Origin of the sequence: Sphingomonas sp., from assembly GCF_023266535.1 — a bacterium.
Lineage (GTDB): Bacteria > Pseudomonadota > Alphaproteobacteria > Sphingomonadales > Sphingomonadaceae > Sphingomicrobium.
This window is the reverse complement of sequence record NZ_JAHFPY010000023.1, coordinates 16,198-33,197: the sequence shown is the minus strand read 5'-3', so window position 1 is coordinate 33,197 and position 17,000 is coordinate 16,198. Positions and strand designations below refer to the sequence as shown.

General features: G+C 64.3%; 18 protein-coding genes. 6 read left to right on the top strand and 12 right to left on the bottom strand.

Annotated elements, in window-relative coordinates; translation table 11 throughout:
* The 10 genes from Q0C64_RS05325 to Q0C64_RS05280 form a co-directional block, all read right to left on the bottom strand.
* The coding region (locus tag Q0C64_RS05325; protein ID WP_294121328.1) for a NifU family protein at positions 1–538 on the bottom strand (538 nt) is incomplete at its 3' end.
* Positions 539–569: 31 nt separating this feature from the next.
* Positions 570–1,466, bottom strand: coding sequence for a 3-hydroxyisobutyrate dehydrogenase (mmsB, locus tag Q0C64_RS05320; RefSeq protein ID WP_294121327.1), 897 nt, complete (start codon positions 1,464–1,466; stop codon positions 570–572).
* A 222-nt stretch (positions 1,467–1,688) separates the two neighbouring features.
* Entirely contained in the window at positions 1,689–2,465 is a 777-nt protein-coding gene (locus Q0C64_RS05315; RefSeq protein WP_294121326.1) for an enoyl-CoA hydratase, read from the bottom strand.
* A 111-nt stretch (positions 2,466–2,576) separates the two neighbouring features.
* Entirely contained in the window at positions 2,577–3,647 is a 1,071-nt protein-coding gene (locus tag Q0C64_RS05310; protein ID WP_294121325.1) for an enoyl-CoA hydratase/isomerase family protein, read from the bottom strand.
* Positions 3,648–3,652: 5 nt separating this feature from the next.
* Positions 3,653–5,350 (bottom strand): class I poly(R)-hydroxyalkanoic acid synthase, encoded by a 1,698-nt coding sequence (locus Q0C64_RS05305; RefSeq protein ID WP_294121323.1) that lies wholly within the window; start codon positions 5,348–5,350, stop codon positions 3,653–3,655.
* Positions 5,347–6,489, bottom strand: a complete 1,143-nt coding sequence (locus Q0C64_RS05300; protein ID WP_294121321.1) for an acyl-CoA dehydrogenase family protein — start codon at positions 6,487–6,489, stop codon at positions 5,347–5,349. Before Q0C64_RS05300 ends, Q0C64_RS05305 begins: the two co-directional genes overlap by 4 nt.
* A gap of 30 nt (positions 6,490–6,519) precedes the next feature.
* Positions 6,520–7,059 carry a hypothetical protein gene (locus tag Q0C64_RS05295; protein ID WP_294121319.1) on the bottom strand — a complete coding sequence of 180 codons (540 nt, stop codon included), beginning with the start codon at positions 7,057–7,059 and terminating at the stop codon, positions 6,520–6,522.
* A 14-nt stretch (positions 7,060–7,073) separates the two neighbouring features.
* Positions 7,074–7,559, bottom strand: a complete 486-nt coding sequence (locus Q0C64_RS05290) for a hypothetical protein (RefSeq protein ID WP_294121317.1) — start codon at positions 7,557–7,559, stop codon at positions 7,074–7,076.
* Positions 7,560–7,584: 25 nt separating this feature from the next.
* Positions 7,585–7,977, bottom strand: a complete 393-nt coding sequence (locus Q0C64_RS05285; RefSeq protein ID WP_294121315.1) for a VOC family protein — start codon at positions 7,975–7,977, stop codon at positions 7,585–7,587.
* Positions 7,974–9,476, bottom strand: coding sequence for a CoA-acylating methylmalonate-semialdehyde dehydrogenase (locus Q0C64_RS05280; protein WP_294121314.1), 1,503 nt, complete (start codon positions 9,474–9,476; stop codon positions 7,974–7,976). Before Q0C64_RS05280 ends, Q0C64_RS05285 begins: the two co-directional genes overlap by 4 nt.
* 202 nt (positions 9,477–9,678) lie before the next feature.
* Between Q0C64_RS05280 and Q0C64_RS05275 the strand changes: the two genes are divergently transcribed.
* Positions 9,679–11,082: a M28 family peptidase gene (locus Q0C64_RS05275; RefSeq protein ID WP_294121312.1), complete on the top strand. Its 1,404-nt coding sequence runs from the start codon at positions 9,679–9,681 to the stop codon at positions 11,080–11,082.
* A 157-nt stretch (positions 11,083–11,239) separates the two neighbouring features.
* Here the strand turns inward: Q0C64_RS05275 and Q0C64_RS05270 are convergent, their stop codons facing one another.
* On the bottom strand, positions 11,240–11,539 hold the full coding sequence (locus tag Q0C64_RS05270) for a GIY-YIG nuclease family protein (RefSeq protein WP_294121310.1): 300 nt from the start codon (positions 11,537–11,539) through the stop codon (positions 11,240–11,242).
* 101 nt (positions 11,540–11,640) lie between these two features.
* Here Q0C64_RS05270 and Q0C64_RS05265 point away from each other — a divergent pair, with 101 nt between their 5' ends.
* From Q0C64_RS05265 to Q0C64_RS05245, 5 genes are all read left to right on the top strand, one after another.
* A complete protein-coding gene (locus Q0C64_RS05265; RefSeq protein ID WP_294121308.1) occupies positions 11,641–12,582 on the top strand; it encodes a DMT family transporter in 942 nt (313 codons plus the stop codon).
* Positions 12,583–12,589: 7 nt separating this feature from the next.
* Positions 12,590–14,842, top strand: coding sequence for a VacB/RNase II family 3'-5' exoribonuclease (locus Q0C64_RS05260; RefSeq protein ID WP_294121307.1), 2,253 nt, complete (start codon positions 12,590–12,592; stop codon positions 14,840–14,842).
* A 124-nt stretch (positions 14,843–14,966) separates the two neighbouring features.
* Positions 14,967–15,215, top strand: a complete 249-nt coding sequence (locus Q0C64_RS05255; RefSeq protein WP_294121306.1) for a hypothetical protein — start codon at positions 14,967–14,969, stop codon at positions 15,213–15,215.
* A 104-nt stretch (positions 15,216–15,319) separates the two neighbouring features.
* Complete coding sequence (locus tag Q0C64_RS05250; protein ID WP_294121305.1) at positions 15,320–15,952, top strand: NAD(P)H-dependent oxidoreductase; 633 nt, start codon at positions 15,320–15,322, stop codon at positions 15,950–15,952.
* 89 nt (positions 15,953–16,041) lie between these two features.
* Positions 16,042–16,221: a DUF1508 domain-containing protein gene (locus Q0C64_RS05245; protein ID WP_294121304.1), complete on the top strand. Its 180-nt coding sequence runs from the start codon at positions 16,042–16,044 to the stop codon at positions 16,219–16,221.
* 114 nt (positions 16,222–16,335) lie between these two features.
* Here the strand turns inward: Q0C64_RS05245 and dcd are convergent, their stop codons facing one another.
* On the bottom strand, positions 16,336–16,890 hold the full coding sequence (gene dcd / locus Q0C64_RS05240) for a dCTP deaminase (protein WP_294121303.1): 555 nt from the start codon (positions 16,888–16,890) through the stop codon (positions 16,336–16,338).
* Between the last annotated feature and the right edge of the window lie 110 nt (positions 16,891–17,000).

Genomic DNA, 17,000 nt, shown 5'->3' with positions numbered 1-17,000 from the left:
TGATCAGGCTCTCGACCCCGCGCTTCAGCGTGACGGTCGATGACGGGCAGCCCGAGCAGGCGCCCTGCATGCCGAGGTAGAGCTTGCCGTCGCGATAGCCCTTGTAGACGATGTCGCCGCCGTCCTGCGCGACCGCCGGGCGGACGCGGGTGTCGAGCAATTCCTTGATCTGCTCGATGATGTCGGCATCGGCCGGGTCTTCTTCGATGCTGATCGCCTCGTCGGCAGCAACCTCGATGCCCGCCGCGCTGCCCTGCCTGAACAAGGGCGCGTCGAGCATGAAATGGTCGAGCAGGACGGACAGGACCTCCGGCTCCAGCTGGTCCCATTCGACCGTCGGCGCGGCCGAGACCGAAACGAAGTCGCGGCCGAAATAGACGCCGTCGACCATGCCGGTCGAGAACAGCGCCTCGGCCAGCGGGCTGGCTTCGGCGGCGTCGGCATTGGTGAAATCGCGCCCGCCCATTTCCATCACGGTGCGGCCGGGCAGGAACTTGCGGGTCGCCGGGTTGGGCGTCTTTTCGATCTCGATCAGCATGGCCGCGATGTGGTCTCGGACGGCAGCTTAATCAAGCGGGCGGAACCCAGCTGTCGTCGATCATCTTGATCAGCGCCGAGAAGTCCTTATTGGCGCCGCCGCGATCGACAAACCGCTGGTAAAGCTCCTCGGCCTCGCCGCCCATCGGCGTGTAGGCTCCCGCTTTCTGTGCCGCCTCCATCGCCAGCTTCAGATCCTTGAGCATCAGCGCGGCGGCGAACCCGCCCTCATAGCCGCGGTCGGCCGGGGTTTCCGGACCAACGCCGGGGACCGGGCAGTAGCTGGTGATCGACCAGCTTTGGCCGCTCGCCTTGGACGAGATGTCGTAGAAGGTCTGAAGGTCGAGCCCGAGCTTCTCCGCCAGCACAAACGCTTCGCAGGTCGCGGCCATGGTCGCGCCCAAGAGCATATTGTTGCAGATTTTGGCGGCCTGGCCGGAACCGGCGTCACCGGCGTGGATCACCGCCTTGCCCATCTTGTCCAGATATTCGCGGGCCTTCCCGAAGCCGTCATCGCTGCCGCCGACCATGAAGGTCAGCGTGCCGCCCTCGGCGGCGGCAATGCCGCCGGACACCGGCGCATCGACCATGGTGTAGCCCTGGGCCTGCGCTTCCGCCTCGACCGCCTTGGCGGTGGCGACGTCGATGGTCGAACAGTCGATCAGGATGGCACTTGTCGGGGCCTTTCCGAACACATGGCTGCGATAGACTTCGGCGACATGCTTGCCCGCCGGGAGCATGGTGACGACGGCGTCGGCGTCCTTGACCGCCTCGTCGGTCGACTTGGCGCGCTTGCAGCCGCGCTCGACCGCATGGGCCAGTGCTTCCTCGCTGAGGTCGAAGGCACGGACTTCGTGCCCGGCCTTGGCGAGGTTGGGCGCCATGCCCCCGCCCATATGCCCCAGCCCGATAAATGCGACGCGTGCCATTACTTGCTCCTTGAGGCCATTCGTAAAACTGCCGTGCTAGCCATCCAGCACACTACGACGATAGGGATTCCGAGAACGTAGGCGGCCCACCAATGTTCTGGAAACCGCTCCGCATTTCGCCACCAGCTGAGCGGGATCAAAACGAAGAATAGCAGAGCAATCACGATGAAAGCGCGCATAAAATAAGCGATCGTTCGATAGTAGGTGGCCATCGGCCGTCCTTTAACGCCCCGTCCAATTGCCCGGGCGCTTGTCGACGAAGGCGGTCATTCCTTCCTTCTGATCCTCGGTGCCGAACAGGCCGTGGAACAGCCGCCGTTCGAAGTTAATCCCCTGGGCCAGCCCCATTTCGAAAGCGGCGTTGACCATTTCCTTGTTGGCGATGGCGGCGAGCGGGGCCATGCTGGCGATTGTCCCGGCGGTCTTCAGCGCTTCGTCGATCAGGTCGGCGGCCGGGACGACCCTGGCTACCAGGCCCGAGCGCTCGGCTTCCTCGGCGCCCATCATCCGGCCGGTCAGGCACATCTCCATCGCCTTGGCCTTGCCGACCGCCCAGGTGAGGCGCTGCGACCCGCCCATGCCGGGAGAAACGCCGAGCTTGATCTCCGGCTGGCCGAACTTGGCGCTGTCGGCGGCGATGATGAAGTCGGCCATCATCGCCACTTCGCAACCGCCGCCGAGCGCGAAGCCGGCGACCGCGGCGATCCACGGCTTGCGGGTCGCGGTGACCTTTTCCCAGCCCTTGAAGAAGTCCGACCCATACATGTCGGCGAAACCCTGGCCCTGCATCTCCTTGATGTCGGCGCCGGCGGCGAAGGCTTTCTCGCTGCCGGTGAGGACCAGGCAGCGCTGGCCGGGATCGGCGTCATAGGCGGCGAAGGCGTCGATCAGTTCCTTGAGCACGGTCGAATTCAAGGCATTGAGCGCCTGCGGGCGGTTCAAGGTGACCAGGGTCACCGCGCCCTTTTTCTCAACCAGGATGGTTTCGTAATTCGACATTCGCTTACCTCTCGTCACCCCGGCCCTGAGCCGGGGTCTGCCTTAGACTTTGGCCGCCTGAAGAAAAGGCGGATCCCGGATCAAGTCCGGGATGACGGCCTGTTGGGACCGTCAAAAATCCAACGGCCGCCACTGCTCCTCGACCGGCAGCGGCTCGAAAAAAGCTTCGACCTCCGCGTCGCCGATCACCTCGGGCCGGGTCGGATGCCAGTTGGGCGCATTATCCTTGTCGATCAGCAGGGCGCGGACGCCCTCCTTGAAGTCGGGATGATGGATCAGGCGGACCATGATGCCATATTCCATTCGCATCTCGTCGACGAAGTGCAGCTGGTAGGGGCTTTCCTGCAGCAGCTTCAGGCTGACCTTGCAGGCCATCGGCGACTTCCTGCGGATGGTGGCGGCTTCGGTCGCGGCCCATTGGTCGCCTTCCTCGCCGCCGACATCGAGCGCGTCGAGAATTTCCTCGATCCGGTCGCTGGCGAAATAGCGGTCGATCTTCTGGATGTTCGACCGGATCCGCGCCGGCGGGATTTCGTCTTCGGATAGCTCGTCGAGGATGGCTTCGACTCGGAACGGCTGGGCCATGATCCGCTCCTTGGCCTCTTCGAGCCGGTCGGAGCGGATGTAATGGGTGGCGAGACGCAGGGCCTTGCATTCGGCGCCGTCGAGCCGCGCCCCGGTCAGCGCCAGGAACTGGGCGAGCCGTCCGCGCAGCCGCGACAAGTACCGCCCGCCGCCGACGTCCGGAAAGATGCCGATGGTCGTCTCGGGCATGGCCAGCACGGTGCGCTCGGTGGCGACGCGGAAGCGGCACGGGCAGGCGATGCCGACCCCGCCGCCCATGGTGATGCCGTCCATGAAGGCGACGCCGGGCTTGGGGTAAGTATATTCGAGGTGATTGAGCCGATACTCGTCGAAGAAGAAGGCCCGGGCAGCGGCGTCGGCGCCTTCGACGTTGAGGCTGATGTCGACCACGTCGCCGCCGGCGCAGAAGCCCCGACCCTCGGTATGATCGATCAGGATGATGCGGACGTCAGGGTCGCTCCGCCATTCGATCAGCGCGCTGGCCATGTCGCGGACCATCTGGCGGTTGAGGCTATGCAGCGCCTTGGGGCGGTTGAGGCGAAGGCGGCCGGCGAGCCCTTCCTTCTGGCACAGAACGTCGGCGGTCACATCGGTCATCAAATTCATTTCATCATCACATAGCGGCCCGGGGCGGGCTCGATGCCGTCCTTGATGGCGCGGGCCGGGACCGACTTTTTCGAACCATGATCGGTCAGCCACCTGGTCCAGGTCGGCCACCAGCTGCCTTCATGGCGAGTGGCGCCTTCCAGCCAAGCCTTGGCATCGGCGGGCCTCTCGTCGCTGGTCCAAAAGCCATGCTTGTTGGCGGCGGGCGGGTTGATTACCCCGGCATTATGGCCCGATCCGCCGAGGATGAAATCGGCGCCGACATCGCGCGCACCGCGATAGACCGCTTCCCAGGCCGAGACATGGTCGTCCTTCAGCGCGATCACCAGCATCGGCGTCTTGATCTCGGCGAGGTCGATTGGCACGCCGCCGACGGCGAAGCCGGCCGGCTCCTTGAGTTTGTTGTTCAACAGCAAGTCGCGGTTGTAGCCCGTGAGGAACTTCGCCGGGATGCGCGCCCCGTCCTCGAACCAGTAGAGGAGGTCGCTCGGCGGCGCGGGCCGGTCGAGCAAATAGTGATTGACCACCGACGACCAGATGAGATCGTTGGCGCGCATCGCGGCGAACAGCCGCTGCAGCTCGAGGCTGTCGATGAACCCCTGGTCTTCGAGATAATCCTCGAGCGCCGCCAAATGCCCTTCATGGACGAAGGCCGACCAGTCGCGCATGTCGGCGAAGTCGACGAGGCTGCCGATCAACGTCGCCGAATTGACCTCGTCGGCACGCTTCCTGGCGGCCAGCCAGGCCAGCGCGATCGCGACCAAAGTGCCGCCGAGGCAGAAAGCGAACAGGTCAGGCGAGGTGCCGGTGCGGCCGCGAACCTGGCCGATCGCCTCGACGATCCCTTCGAGGACATAGTCACCGACGCCCTTATTCTTGTGCTTGTCGCTTGGGTTGACCCAGCTGATGACGAACACGGTGCGGCCCTCGTCGACCAGCCATTTGACCAGGCTCTGCCGCGGCACGAGGTCGATCATGTAGTAGCGATTGACCAAAGGCGGGACGTACAGCAACGGCTCGGCCGCAACCTTGGCGGTGGCCGGCGTGTACTGGATCAGCTGGAAGAGGTCGTTTTCATAGACCACCTCGCCCGGCGTGGCGGCGATGGTCTTGCCCTTCTCGAACGCGGTCGGATCGGTCCTGCGCTGGACGATGCCCTTGCCGCTGGCGACATCCTCGATCAGGTGGGCGAAGCCCTGGACCAGATTGGCGCCGTTGGTCTCCTTGGTCCGCTTGACCACTTCGGGGTTGGTCGCGGCGAAATTGGCCGGCGAGATGGCGTTCAGATATTGGTCGAGCAGGAAGCTCGCCATCGCCGTGGTGCTGGCATTGCCTTCGCCCAGCGACACCACGTCGCGCAATTGCTTGGATGCCAGCAGATAGGCGTCGCGGATCGCGCGATAGTAAGCGTCGTCCTGCCATTCGGGCGCATTGAAGCGGCGGTCGCGCGGCTTTTCGCCGATCGTCCCGGCCATCGTCCCGGCCCAATAGTCGCCCCATTGCTTGGCGGCGGCAATCTGCACTTCCATCAGTTCGGCCGGTTTCATCGCCAGGCCGAAGGCGAATTCGCTGGTCGCCTGGGCGATGGCGAGCGGATCGAACGGCAGCGCCGGCTTGACGCCGCCGGCCATCATCTTTTCGGCCGCTACCTGCAGCTGGCGGCTGAGGTCGCCGAAGGCAAAGGCGGATGTCACTGGCGGATGAGCTCCCGACCGACGATCATTCGCATCACCTGATTGGTGCCCTCGAGGATCGAGTGGACCCGAAGGTCGCGCCAGAAGCGCTCGATCGGATAATCCTGCAGATAGCCATAGCCGCCATGCAGCTGCAGTGCCCGGTCGACGATCGACGAGCCGCTGTCGGTGGCGAGGCGCTTGGCCATCGCTGCGAATTTCGTCTTGTCGGGCGCATTTGCGGTGACCTTTGTGGCGGCGACGTAGAGCAAATATCGCGCGGCCTGCAACTCGGTCTCCATGTCGGCCAGCATGAACTGGGTATTCTGGAAGTCGGCGATGGCGGTGCCGAACTGCTTGCGTTCCTTGGTGTATTTGACCGCCTCGTCGAGGCAGCGCTGCGCCCCCCCCAGCGAGCAGGCGCCGATATTGAGGCGGCCGCCGTCGAGGCCCATCATGGCGATGCGGAAGCCTTCACCCTCGCCGCCGACGCGGTTGGAAACGGGTACGCGGACTTCGTCGAAATTGACCTGCGCGGTCGGCTGCGAATGCCAACCCAATTTCTTCTCGTTGGCGCCGAAGCTGACGCCCGGCATGTCTTTCTCGATCACCAGGCAGCTGATCCCCTTGGGACCGTCCACGCCGGTGCGGACCATGCAGACGTAAATCTCATTCTCGCCGCCGCCCGAGATGAACGCCTTGCTGCCGGAGACGACATAATGGTCACCGTCGAGCACGGCCTTGGTCTTGAGCGCCGCCGCGTCGGAACCCGAGGAAGGCTCGGTCAGACAGTAACTGGCGATCTTGTCCATCGGGATCAGCGAGGGGAGATATTTCTGCTTCAGCTCGTCCGAGCCGAAGCGGTCGATCATCCAGCTCGCCATATTGTGGATCGAGATGAAGGCGCTGGTCGACGGGCAGCCATAGGCCATGGCTTCCATGATCAGCGCCGCCTCGAGCCGTCCGAGGCCGATCCCGCCGCTTTCCTCGCTGACATAGATTGAGCCGAAGCCGAGCTCGGCCGCCTGGCGGATCGTGTCCTTGGGGAAGATATGCTTTTCGTCCCACTCGGCCGCGAATGGCGTGATCGCGTCGGCGGTGAACTTCTGCGCCATTTCCTGGATCTGGCGCTGGTCGTCGGTCAGGTCGAACTGGGTCATGGCCAGCGCGCCTAGCACCGGGCCAAAAGCTTATCCAGAGGTCCGAGCGCCGAGGCAGCGCTGGTAGACGGTGCTGCCGTTTCGGGTCAGGCGATTGCCGCCGCCGCCCAAGGTGAAGCTCTCGCGCGCCTCATAGCCGCCGTCGCCGACAAAGCGGCCGTCGAAGCGGCCCGGCGAATCCGCCAGCACTCCGCCGAGCGAGGCGACGGCGCCGGTCGAAATCATCTGGTCGTCGGTCAGCAATATGGCGTTGCCGGTGACCGTGCCGGGCTGGCAGTCGGACGCGGCAACGCCCCACAGGCCTTGGAAAGCGGGCGGGACGTTGCCCGGAACGCCGGCCTCAACCGCATTGCCGTCGACTTCATTGCCGACCTCATTGGCTAGCTCGTTCTCGACCGGCGGAGGAGCCGCTGGCGGTTCGGGATTTTCGCTGAGCTGGATTTCGGGGAGTTCGGGCGCGGATTCGGACGCGCGGATCTTGTCGGCGGTCAGCACATCTTCGTCGCTGGGACCGCCGCAGGCGGCGAGGGTCAGGAGGAGCAGGGACGCGGCGACGACAATCGGCTTCATGGCCGCGCGGCCTATCAGGCGCAGCGCTGGTAGGTAAAGGGCTGGGCGATGTCCGATTGCTTGCGGAGCAGCGTGTTGCTGCTGCCGCCGAGCTTGAGATTCTGGCTGTTGGTCCAGCTCTCACCCTCGCCGGAGAAGGCGAAGGTACCGGTGAAATTCTCCGGCGCGCTCTGCGTGACCTTGGTCAACACGGCATTGCTTTCGAAGAATTTGATGCTGTCGTCGTCGATGATGATCAGGCCCTTGGCGTCGCCGCGGGTCGAAGTGCAGTCGGCGGGGACCATGCCCCAGCGGCCGCGGAAGGCGGCCGGGATGACTGGAGCAACAGCGGTGGTGGAATCGCCTTCGTCGTCGGCGACATTGGAAACCGTCTCGTCGGGCGGCAGGGTTTCGATCTCGGCATTGGCCGTGTTGGTGTCGTCGATCGCGATATTGTCATTATTGCCCTGCTGGCAGGCAGCCAGGGCGAAGAATAATGCCGCGGCGAAAATCTGTTTCATGTCCGAACCAACGTCTTAACCCAGATTAAGATGCACCGCCATTCCCCGGTTCGATCAAATCCCATCGATTGCCGTACAAATCGCGGAACACGGCGACCGTGCCATAGGGTTCTTGGCGCGGCTCACCCTCGAATATTGCGCCAGCCCTGATGAGCCGTTGCTGTACGGCAACGAAATCGTCGGTGTGGGCGAACAGGCCGACCCTGCCGCCATGTTGATTGCCTACCGCGGCCAGCTCCTCGGGCTTCTTCGCCTTGGCCAGCAGCAGCGCCCCGCCGTTCTCGCCGCCAACCACTACCCAGCGCTTGCCGTCGCCCATGTCGCTGTCCTCGAGCAACCTGAAACCGAGCGCTCCGCAATAGAAGGCGATCGCCTCGTCATAATCGCGGACCAGCAGCGCCGTCAGTGCCAGCTTCATGCCATGGTCGGGATGATGAAGGCTTCCTTGTGATCGCCCGCCGCCGAGCCGTCGGGCCATTTCTGGGTAACCACCTTGGTCTTGGTCCAGAAGCGAAGTCCCTCCTGGCCATATTGGCCGATGTCGCCGAAGCCCGAGCGCTTCCAGCCGCCGAAGCTGTGATAGCTGACCGGAACCGGGATCGGCACGTTGACGCCGACCATGCCGACATTGACGCGGCTGACGAATTCGCGCGCGGCATGGCCGTTGCGGGTGAAGATGGCGACGCCGTTGCCATATTCATGCTCGCTCGGCAGGCGGACTGCTTCCTCGAACGTGTCGGCGCGGACAATCTGCAGCACGGGGCCGAAAATCTCTTCCTTGTAGCTGCGGAAGTGCGGCTTCACATGGTCGAACAGGGTCGGGCCGACGAAGAAGCCCTTCTCATGGCCCTGGAGCATGAAGCCGCGGCCGTCGACCACCAGTTCGCCGCCCTCGTCGACGCACATCTGGATGTAATTCTCGACGCGCTGCTTGTGTGCTTCGTTGACCACCGGGCCGTAATGCGCCTCGGGATCGGTCGAGATGCCGACCCGCAGCTTCTCGATCGCCGGGACCAGCTTCTCGCGCAGGGCAGCGGCGGTGTCGTCGCCGACCGGCACGACCACCGGCAGCGCCATGCAGCGCTCGCCGGCCGAGCCGAAGGCGGCTCCGGTCAAATCATTGACCACCTGGTCGAGGTCGGCGTCGGGCAGGACGATGCCATGGTTCTTGGCGCCGCCGAAGGCCTGGACCCGCTTCCCGTTCGCGGTGCCGCGCGAGTAGATATATTGCGCGATGTCGGACGAGCCGACGAAGCTGACCGCCTTGATGTCCTCATGGTCGAGGATCGCGTCGACCATTTCCTTGTCGCCATGGACGACGTTGAGCAGGCCGTCGGGAAGGCCGGCTTCCTTCATCAACTCGGCGAGGCGCACCGGGACCGACGGGTCGCGCTCCGACGGCTTGAGGATAAAGGCATTGCCACAGGCAATTGCCATGCCGAACATCCACATCGGGATCATCGCCGGGAAGTTGAACGGGGTGATGCCGGCGCCGATGCCGAGCGGCATGCGCATCGAATAGACGTCGATGCCGGGGCCTGCCCCCTGCGTATATTCGCCCTTCAGCGCCTGCGGGATGCCGCACGTATATTCGATCACCTCGAGCCCGCGCTGGATATCGCCCTTGGCGTCGGCGACGACCTTGCCATGCTCCGAGGCGAGCAGCTCGGCGAGGCTGTCCATATTGGCCTCGATTAGTTCCTTATATTTGAACATGACGCGGGCGCGGCGCTGCGGATTGGTCGCGGCCCAGGCCGGCTGGGCGGCCAGCGCGGCGTCGACCGCTTTTTGCAGCGTCGCGGATGTCCCGAGGCCGACGCGCGCCTGGACCTCGCCCTGCGACGGGTTCCATACATCGCTCTGGCGGGGAGCGTCGGCGACGGAGGAACCGTTGATGAAATGCTCGATGCTACGCATGGGGACTCGAAGCCTCTTGGGTGATGGGAAGTTGGGCGCTCCCTAGTCCCCTCCGGTGGCGCTTGCCAAGCACACTCTCCCCTCCCCCTGATGGGGAGGGGCAGGGGGTGGGGTGAGACTTGCGCTAAGGCTAACGCTGGCGGAGAAGTCACCCCCACCCAACCCTCCCCCATCGAGGGGGAGGGCTATTACGGAGCAGCACATGCGCGCGTATCTGGTCCTTCCGCTCCTGGTAACTGTCGCAGCTGCCCCGCCGCAAACGCCGGATCAAAAGGTGTCGGCGATCGCGGCGGAGGTGTCGGCCGCACGCATGAAGGCGACGGTCACCCGGCTGGTCGGCTTCGGCACGCGCCATACTTTGTCGTCGCAGACCGACCCCAAGCGCGGGATCGGCGCAGCACTCGGCTGGACCAAGGCTCAGTTCGAAAGCTTCGGCCTGCCGACCGAGCGGCCCTGCGATACTTTTACCGGAACGCGGATTCCGACGCCGACGCCCGTTTGCGACATGATCGCCATCCAGCGTGGCACCGAGCGGCCCAACGATGTGGTGATCATCACCGGCCATATCGACAGCCGGGTGACTGACCCGCTCAATGCCAAGGACGACGCACCGGGAGCAAATGACGACGGATCGGGCACGGCGGCAGTAGTCGAAGCGGCCCGAGTTTTGAGCAAGCGGAAATTTCCCGGCACCATCGTCTATGCCGCGTTGTCGGGGGAGGAGCAGGGCCTGTACGGCGGCAAGGTGCTGGCGGCCTATGCCAAGGCGCAGGGCTGGAACGTCATCGCCAATCTGAACAACGACATCATCGGCAGCAGCTGCGGTTCGGACGGCGTCTGCAACGACAAGCAGGTGCGCATTTTCTCCGAAGGACCGCGCTGGCAAGGACATGAGGAGCTGGCGAGCCAGATCCGCAGCCTGGGCGGAGAAAATGACAGCCCGTCGCGCAACATCTCGCGCTTCCTCGACGGGCTGGCGGCGCGCAATCCGTCGCTCGGCATCGACGTGATGCAGGTGTGGCGCAACGACCGCTTCGGCCGCGGCGGCGACCATACCGAGTTTCTAAACGCCGGTTTACCGGCCGTGCGCTTCTCGGTCGCGGTCGAAAATTACAATTGGCAGCACCAGGATTTGAGGACCGACAAGGGTGTCGAATATGGCGACACCATCGACAAGATGGATTTCCCCTATCTGGCGCGGGTGACCAAGCTCAACGTCGGCGCGCTCGCCTGGCTCGCCAGCGCCCCGCCGCCGCCGGAGCCGACGGTTGAAGGGGCGGTGAGTACGGATACGACTTTGACATGGCCCTACGTTCAACCTGCGGCTGGTTATGTTGTGCGATGGCGGCGGACCGACTCGGATCAATGGTCAGTCAGTCGCAAACTCGATGGATGCACCATGGGTACTTATGATGGTCCCGGCCTGAAGATCGGCGCTGGGGACTTGGGAGGGCCGTGTCTTGAGGTTCTGCCCCACATCCGCGTCGACGATTGGGTGTTCGGCGTCTCGTCGGTGGGCAAAGACGGGTTCGAAAGCCCGGTCGCCTCGGCCGTCCCCGGCGGCGCATTCAAACCTTATGTGAGACCGGCCGAGCCGGCGAAATGACTGTTCCCCTGCGAAGGCAGGGGCCCAGTCAGGCTCCGAAAGGAGCCTGCTAGTGGCAATAGTATGTGATCTCGCCCGACTTTCGCTTGCGCTCCAGTCGGGGTCTAGGCCCCTGCCTTCGCAGGGGAACACTATCAGTCACGCTCTGCCATGAGCCTCAAAACAGAGTGACATAGAGATCATCCCAATTGGGGTTCATTCGCTCAAATTCGCTGAGCTTCCACTGCCGTTTCCATTTCTTCATCTGCAGTTCGCGAAGGCGCGCCTGTTGGATGTCCTCATGAGCCTCGAACCAAACGAGCAGCTTGCAGTTGTGTTTGCGGGTGAAGCCGGGCACGAGCCCTTCCCGATGCTGCCACGCGCGCTGTGCCAATTCGCTGGTCACACCGATGTACAGTGTGCCGTTGCGGCCGCTGGCCATGATGTAGACGTAACCGGGCCTCATCTCCGTGAGCATGGCCGGACTGACGCTAAAGCGCCAGTCCGGGTCTGGGCCATGGCGGCATGCGGGCACTGTCTGGGAGACAGCGCCCGGTCCACCATCTTCGCAGGGGAACAATGAAGGCCCGCACTGCCACCCTCGAAACCGACCGCCCGGCCGAGCAGCGGCACGTTGCCGGCGTCGCCCTGCGGCTGGTCACCGCGCTGCTGCTGGCGATCATGTTCGCGCTGGTGAAGCTGCTCTCGACCCGCGGCGTGAACATCGTCGAGACCCTCTTCTACCGCCAGTGCGGATCGGCGCTGTGCGCGGTCGGCGCGGTCGCGGCGGGGCCGGGCTTCAAGTCGCTGCACAGCAAGCGGGTCGGCGCCCATGTCGGGCGGATGGCGCTGGGCGTCAGCGCGATGGGGCTCAACTTCGCGGCGACGATCATGCTGCCGCTGGCCGAGGCGACGGTGATCGGCTTTTCGGTCCCGATCTTCTCGACGGTGCTCGCGGCGATGGTGCTGGGCGAGCCGACCGGCAAATGGCGCTGGGGCGCGGTCGCGGCGGGGTTCCTCGGCGTGCTGCTGATTGTCCAGCCGGGCACCGGCGAAGTGCCACTGATGGGGGCGTCGGTAGCGCTGGTTGCCGCCTTGCTGACCGCCTCGGTGACGATCGTCATCCGCCGGTTGGGCGCGACGGAGCGGGCGACGACCACCGTCTTCTGGTTCGCGGCCAGCTCGCTGGTGCCGCTCGGTGCGATGATGATCTGGTTCGCCCGCCCCCATGATCCCACGACCTGGGCGATCCTCGGCGTGATGGCGCTGGCCGGCGGCCTTGCCCAGCTGACCCTGACCGGGGCGCTCCGCCTGGCGCCGGTCGCGCTGGTCATGCCGATGGATTACACCAGCCTGATCTGGGCGTTGCTGTTTGGAATGTGGTTGTTCGGCGAGATGCCGACGCCATGGATCTGGGTTGGTGCGCCGATCATCATCATGAGCGGACTGACCATCGTCTGGCGCGAACAGCGGCTGGCGCGACGTGCGGCATTGTCGGCGGGCACGGCTTCGCCCAATTAGGGACCACATGCCCCGCAAACCTCCCAAGGGTCTCCCGACCCGCCAGCAGATCCTCGACTTCATCGAGCAATCCGGCCAGCCCGCCGGCAAGCGCGAGATTGCGCGGGCGTTCGGCCTCCACAGCCATGACAAGATCCTTTTGAAGGCGCTGCTCAAGGACATGGCCGACGAGGGGCTGATCGACAGCGCTCCCGGCCGCGCCTTCCACAAGGCCGGCGGCGTGCCGCGGGTGACGGTGCTCAGGGTGGTGTCGGTCGACGACGGACAGGTCTGGGCGCAGCCGGAAAGCTGGCATGCCGACACGCCGCCGCCGAAGCTGAGGGTGATCGAGCGCGCACGGCGGTCGGCGCTGGCGCTCAACGACCGCATCCTTGCGCGGACCGAGGAAGCGGGGAAGGGGCATGTGGCCCATGTGATGAAGAAGCTGCAGCGCTCGGCCGAGCTGGTGCTGGGTGTGGTGCGGCGGGAAGGCGACCGCTTTTATCTGACCCCGGTCGACAAGAAGGAAAAGCGCGAGCTGCCGATTTCCGAATTGAAGGAGGCGCAGGAAGGCGATCTGGTGCTGGCCGAGCCATCGGGCCGCCCGCCGCGCGTGACGGCGCGGGTCGATGCGATCCTCGGCGATCCGTTCGCGCCGCGCAGCTTCAGCCTGATCGCGATCCACAAATATGGATTGCGCGACGAATTCCGGACCGAGGCGATGGTCGAGGCCAGGCATGTCGCCAGGCAGCAGCTTAGCGACGACCGCGAGGACCTGACCCATTTGCCGATCGTCGCGATCGACCCCGAGGATGCGCGCGACCATGACGATGCGATCTGGGCGAGCCCGCGCGATGACGGTGACGGCTGGGACGCGATCGTCGCCATCGCCGACGTCAGTTTCTACGTCCGCCCCGGCAGCGAGCTCGACCGAGAGGCGCGGGCGCGCGGCAACAGCGTCTATTTCCCCGACCGCGTCGTGCCGATGTTGCCGCACGAGCTGTCGTCGGACATATGCTCGCTGAAAGAGGGGGAGGTCCGAGCGGCGATGGCTTGCCACCTCCATGTCGGCAAGGACGGAGCGCTCAAGAGCTGGAGATTCTCACGTGCCAAGATTTGCATAGCGGCAAATATTGCATATGAGAATGCTCAGGCTGCAATGGACGCAGCGAGCGAGCAAGTCATTGAAAATGCTTCATCTCCCTGCTCCATGCCGCCGTTGGAAGGCCGCGTTCCCAGGGAGCTGGTCGAGAAGGCGCTGAAGCCATTATGGGCCTGTTGGCGTGCGCTGCTGGCAGCGCGTGAGCGACGCGAGCCGCTCGAGCTCGACCTGCCCGAACGGCGCGTGATGCTCGACGAGAAGGGGCGGATCCTGTCGGTCGCGCCGCGTGAGCGGCTCGATGCGCACCGGCTGGTTGAGGACTATATGATCGCCGCCAATGTCGCCGCCGCCAAGGCGCTGGAAAAGAAAAAGGCGCCGGTGATGTACCGCGTCCATGAGGCGCCGGGCCGCGAGAAGCTGGTCGCGCTCAAGGATTATCTCGCGACGTTTGACCTGGAATTCGCGCTTGGCCAGGTGATCCGGCCGGCGACGTTCAATCGCATTCTCGAACGGATCGGCGATGATCATGATGCCCGGCCGGAGATCATGGAGCAGGTGCTCAGGACGCAGATGCAGGCGCGCTATTCGCCCGAGCCGCTCGGCCACTTCGGGCTGGCGCTGGCGAGCTATGCCCATTTCACCTCGCCGATCCGCCGCTACGCCGACCTGCTGGTCCACCGCGCGCTGGTTGGCGATCTCGCCAAGGAGGATGCGGACAGCCTGGTCGAGATCGGCGAGCATATCTCGATGCTCGAGCGGCGGGCGATGGAGGCCGAGCGGGAAACGATCGACCGCTATGTCGCCGCCTTCCTCGCCGACAAGGTCGGGCAGATAATGCGCTGCCGGATCACCGGCGTGCAGCCGTTCGGCTTCTTCGCCACGGTCGAGGATCTGGGCGGCGACGGGCTGGTCCCGGCAGCGATCCTCGGCAATGAATATTACCGCTACGACGAAGCGGCCCGTGCCCTGGTCGGCGAGGAGACCGGCGAAACCTACCGCGTCGGCCAGCACCTCGAGCTCAAGCTGGTCGAGGCCAATCCGGCATCGGGCGCGCTGCGCTTCGAGTTGCCCGAGGGCAAGTTCGGCGGAGCGCCGCGACTCGGCCAGCGCCGGGACCGGGTCCGAACCGGCAAAAGGGGGCGTCCGGCGAACATCCGCCACCAGGGAAGGCGGCGTTAATCCGCGGTTCAGTGTTCTATTCGACTAATACAGTTTCTCCATCGACCAACCGACGAACGGCGGATGGCCTGATCCACCGCCATTGACTACATTTGTCATCGGGATGTCGACCGGGAGATTTATCATGCGTTTTACGTCAGTTCTCACATTGTCGGCGGCCTTGCTGCTGTCGTCCACGGCGATGGCCAAGGAAAGGAAATTGGCCTCAAACGAGCAGGCGTCCGCGCCGGCTAGCTACCAGGCACCGGCGGAGGCCGCCGCGCCCGGTGAAAAGCAAATCTGCAAGAGCCTGAAGGTTACGGGCACGCGGATGTTCAAGAAGACCTGCCTGACCAAGCAGCAGTGGGAACAGGTCGAGGAAGAAGAAAAATGATCTGCTGATCCGGCCGGGCCGCTTAGGCTCGGCCGGCCGTTGCTGGCGAGTGGCAACCAATCGCGGTATCGAGCGCTTAGCCGTTCGGAGCACGGGAGGTGGCTATGGCCAATTACAAGATCGCGATCATCGTCGGCAGCCTGAGGAAAGACAGCATCAACCGCAAAATCGCGCGGACCATGTGCGCGCTGCGCGGCGACAATCTCGATTGCCAGACGATCGAGATCGGCGACCTGCCGCTGTACAACCAGGATTACGACCTTCAGCGCCAGCAGCCGGAGCCTTATGTCCGCTTCCGCGAGCAGGTCGCTGCCGCGGACGGAATATTGTTCTGCACTCCCGAATATAATCGCGGTGTCCCCGGCGTTCTCAAAAATGCGATCGACGTCGGCTCGCGCCCTTATGGCCGGAGCGTGTGGGACCGGAAGCCGGCTGCGATCATCAGCGCCTCGCTCGGCGCGATCGGCGGGTTCGGCGCCAGCCACCAGCTGCGTCAGGCCTGCGTCTTCCTCAACATGCCGGTGATGCAGCAGCCGGAAGCCTATCTGGGCCATGTCAACGACGACAGTTTCGGCGAAGATGGTTGCCTCAAGGAAGGGCCCCTGAAGGACGTCGTCACCAATCTGGCGCGCGCTTTCCATGACTGGGTCGAGACCATCATCCGCTCGCGCGAGCTGCTCGAACATGATGCCGCCCGGCGGGAGCGCGAGGCGAAGAGGAAAATGCAGCCCGCCTGACTTGCAGCGCGCTTGGGCGGATCACCCGATTGTCACACAAACTGGATTAACCTAGCGACTTGCGACGTGATGCAAAGAAGGAGGTTCGGATGGCCCACAAATTCGTGATCCGGAAATCGGACAAGAGCGACGAGTATCGCGCCTATTTCGAATATAATGGCGAGAAGATTTTCTGGACCGAGGGCTATTCGAGCAAGTCCGGCGCCCAGAACGCGATTGAGTCGATCAAGTCGAATGGCCCCGGCGCCCCGGTCGACGACCAAAGCTGATTTGGGCCGTTCCCCGGCGAAGGCCGGGGTCCAGACGCCCGAAGGGCCATTTGGCGGCAATCCAAATCGCCGCGCTTCGCTTGCGATGATTGGGCCCCGGCCTTCGCCGGGGAACTACAACTTCGGCAGTGTCACGCCCCGCTGCCCCATATATTTGCCGGCGCGGTCGGCGTAGCTCGTTTCGCAGCGTTCGTTCCCCTTGAGGAACAGGAACTGGCAGGCGCCTTCGTTGGCGTAGATTTTGGCCGGGAGCGGCGTGGTGTTGGAGAATTCCAGCGTCACATGCCCCTCCCAGCCCGGCTCGAGCGGGGTGACATTCACGATGATCCCGCAGCGGGCATAGGTCGACTTGCCCAGGCAAATCACCAGCACATCTTCGGGCACGCGGAAATATTCGACCGTCCGGGCCAGCGCGAAGCTGTTGGGCGGGATGATGCAGACGTCCGTCTGGCGGTCGACGAAGCTGTTGGACGCGAAATCCTTGGGATCGACGGTCGCGCTGTCGACGTTGGTGAAGATCTTGAATTCGTCGGCAACGCGGGCGTCATAGCCGTAGGAGGAGAGGCCGTAGCTTATGCAGCCTTCGCGCCGCTGCGCCTCGACGAACGGCTCGATCATGCCGTGCTCCAGGGCCTGTTCGCGAATCCAGCGGTCCGATTGAATGGTCATGGCATTGGGCTAGCCAGTGTCCCACTTTTCGTCATCCCCGTGAAAACGGGGATCCCGCTTTTTCTGTGGATACAAGGTTCATCGGGATTCCCGCTTTCGCGGGAATGACG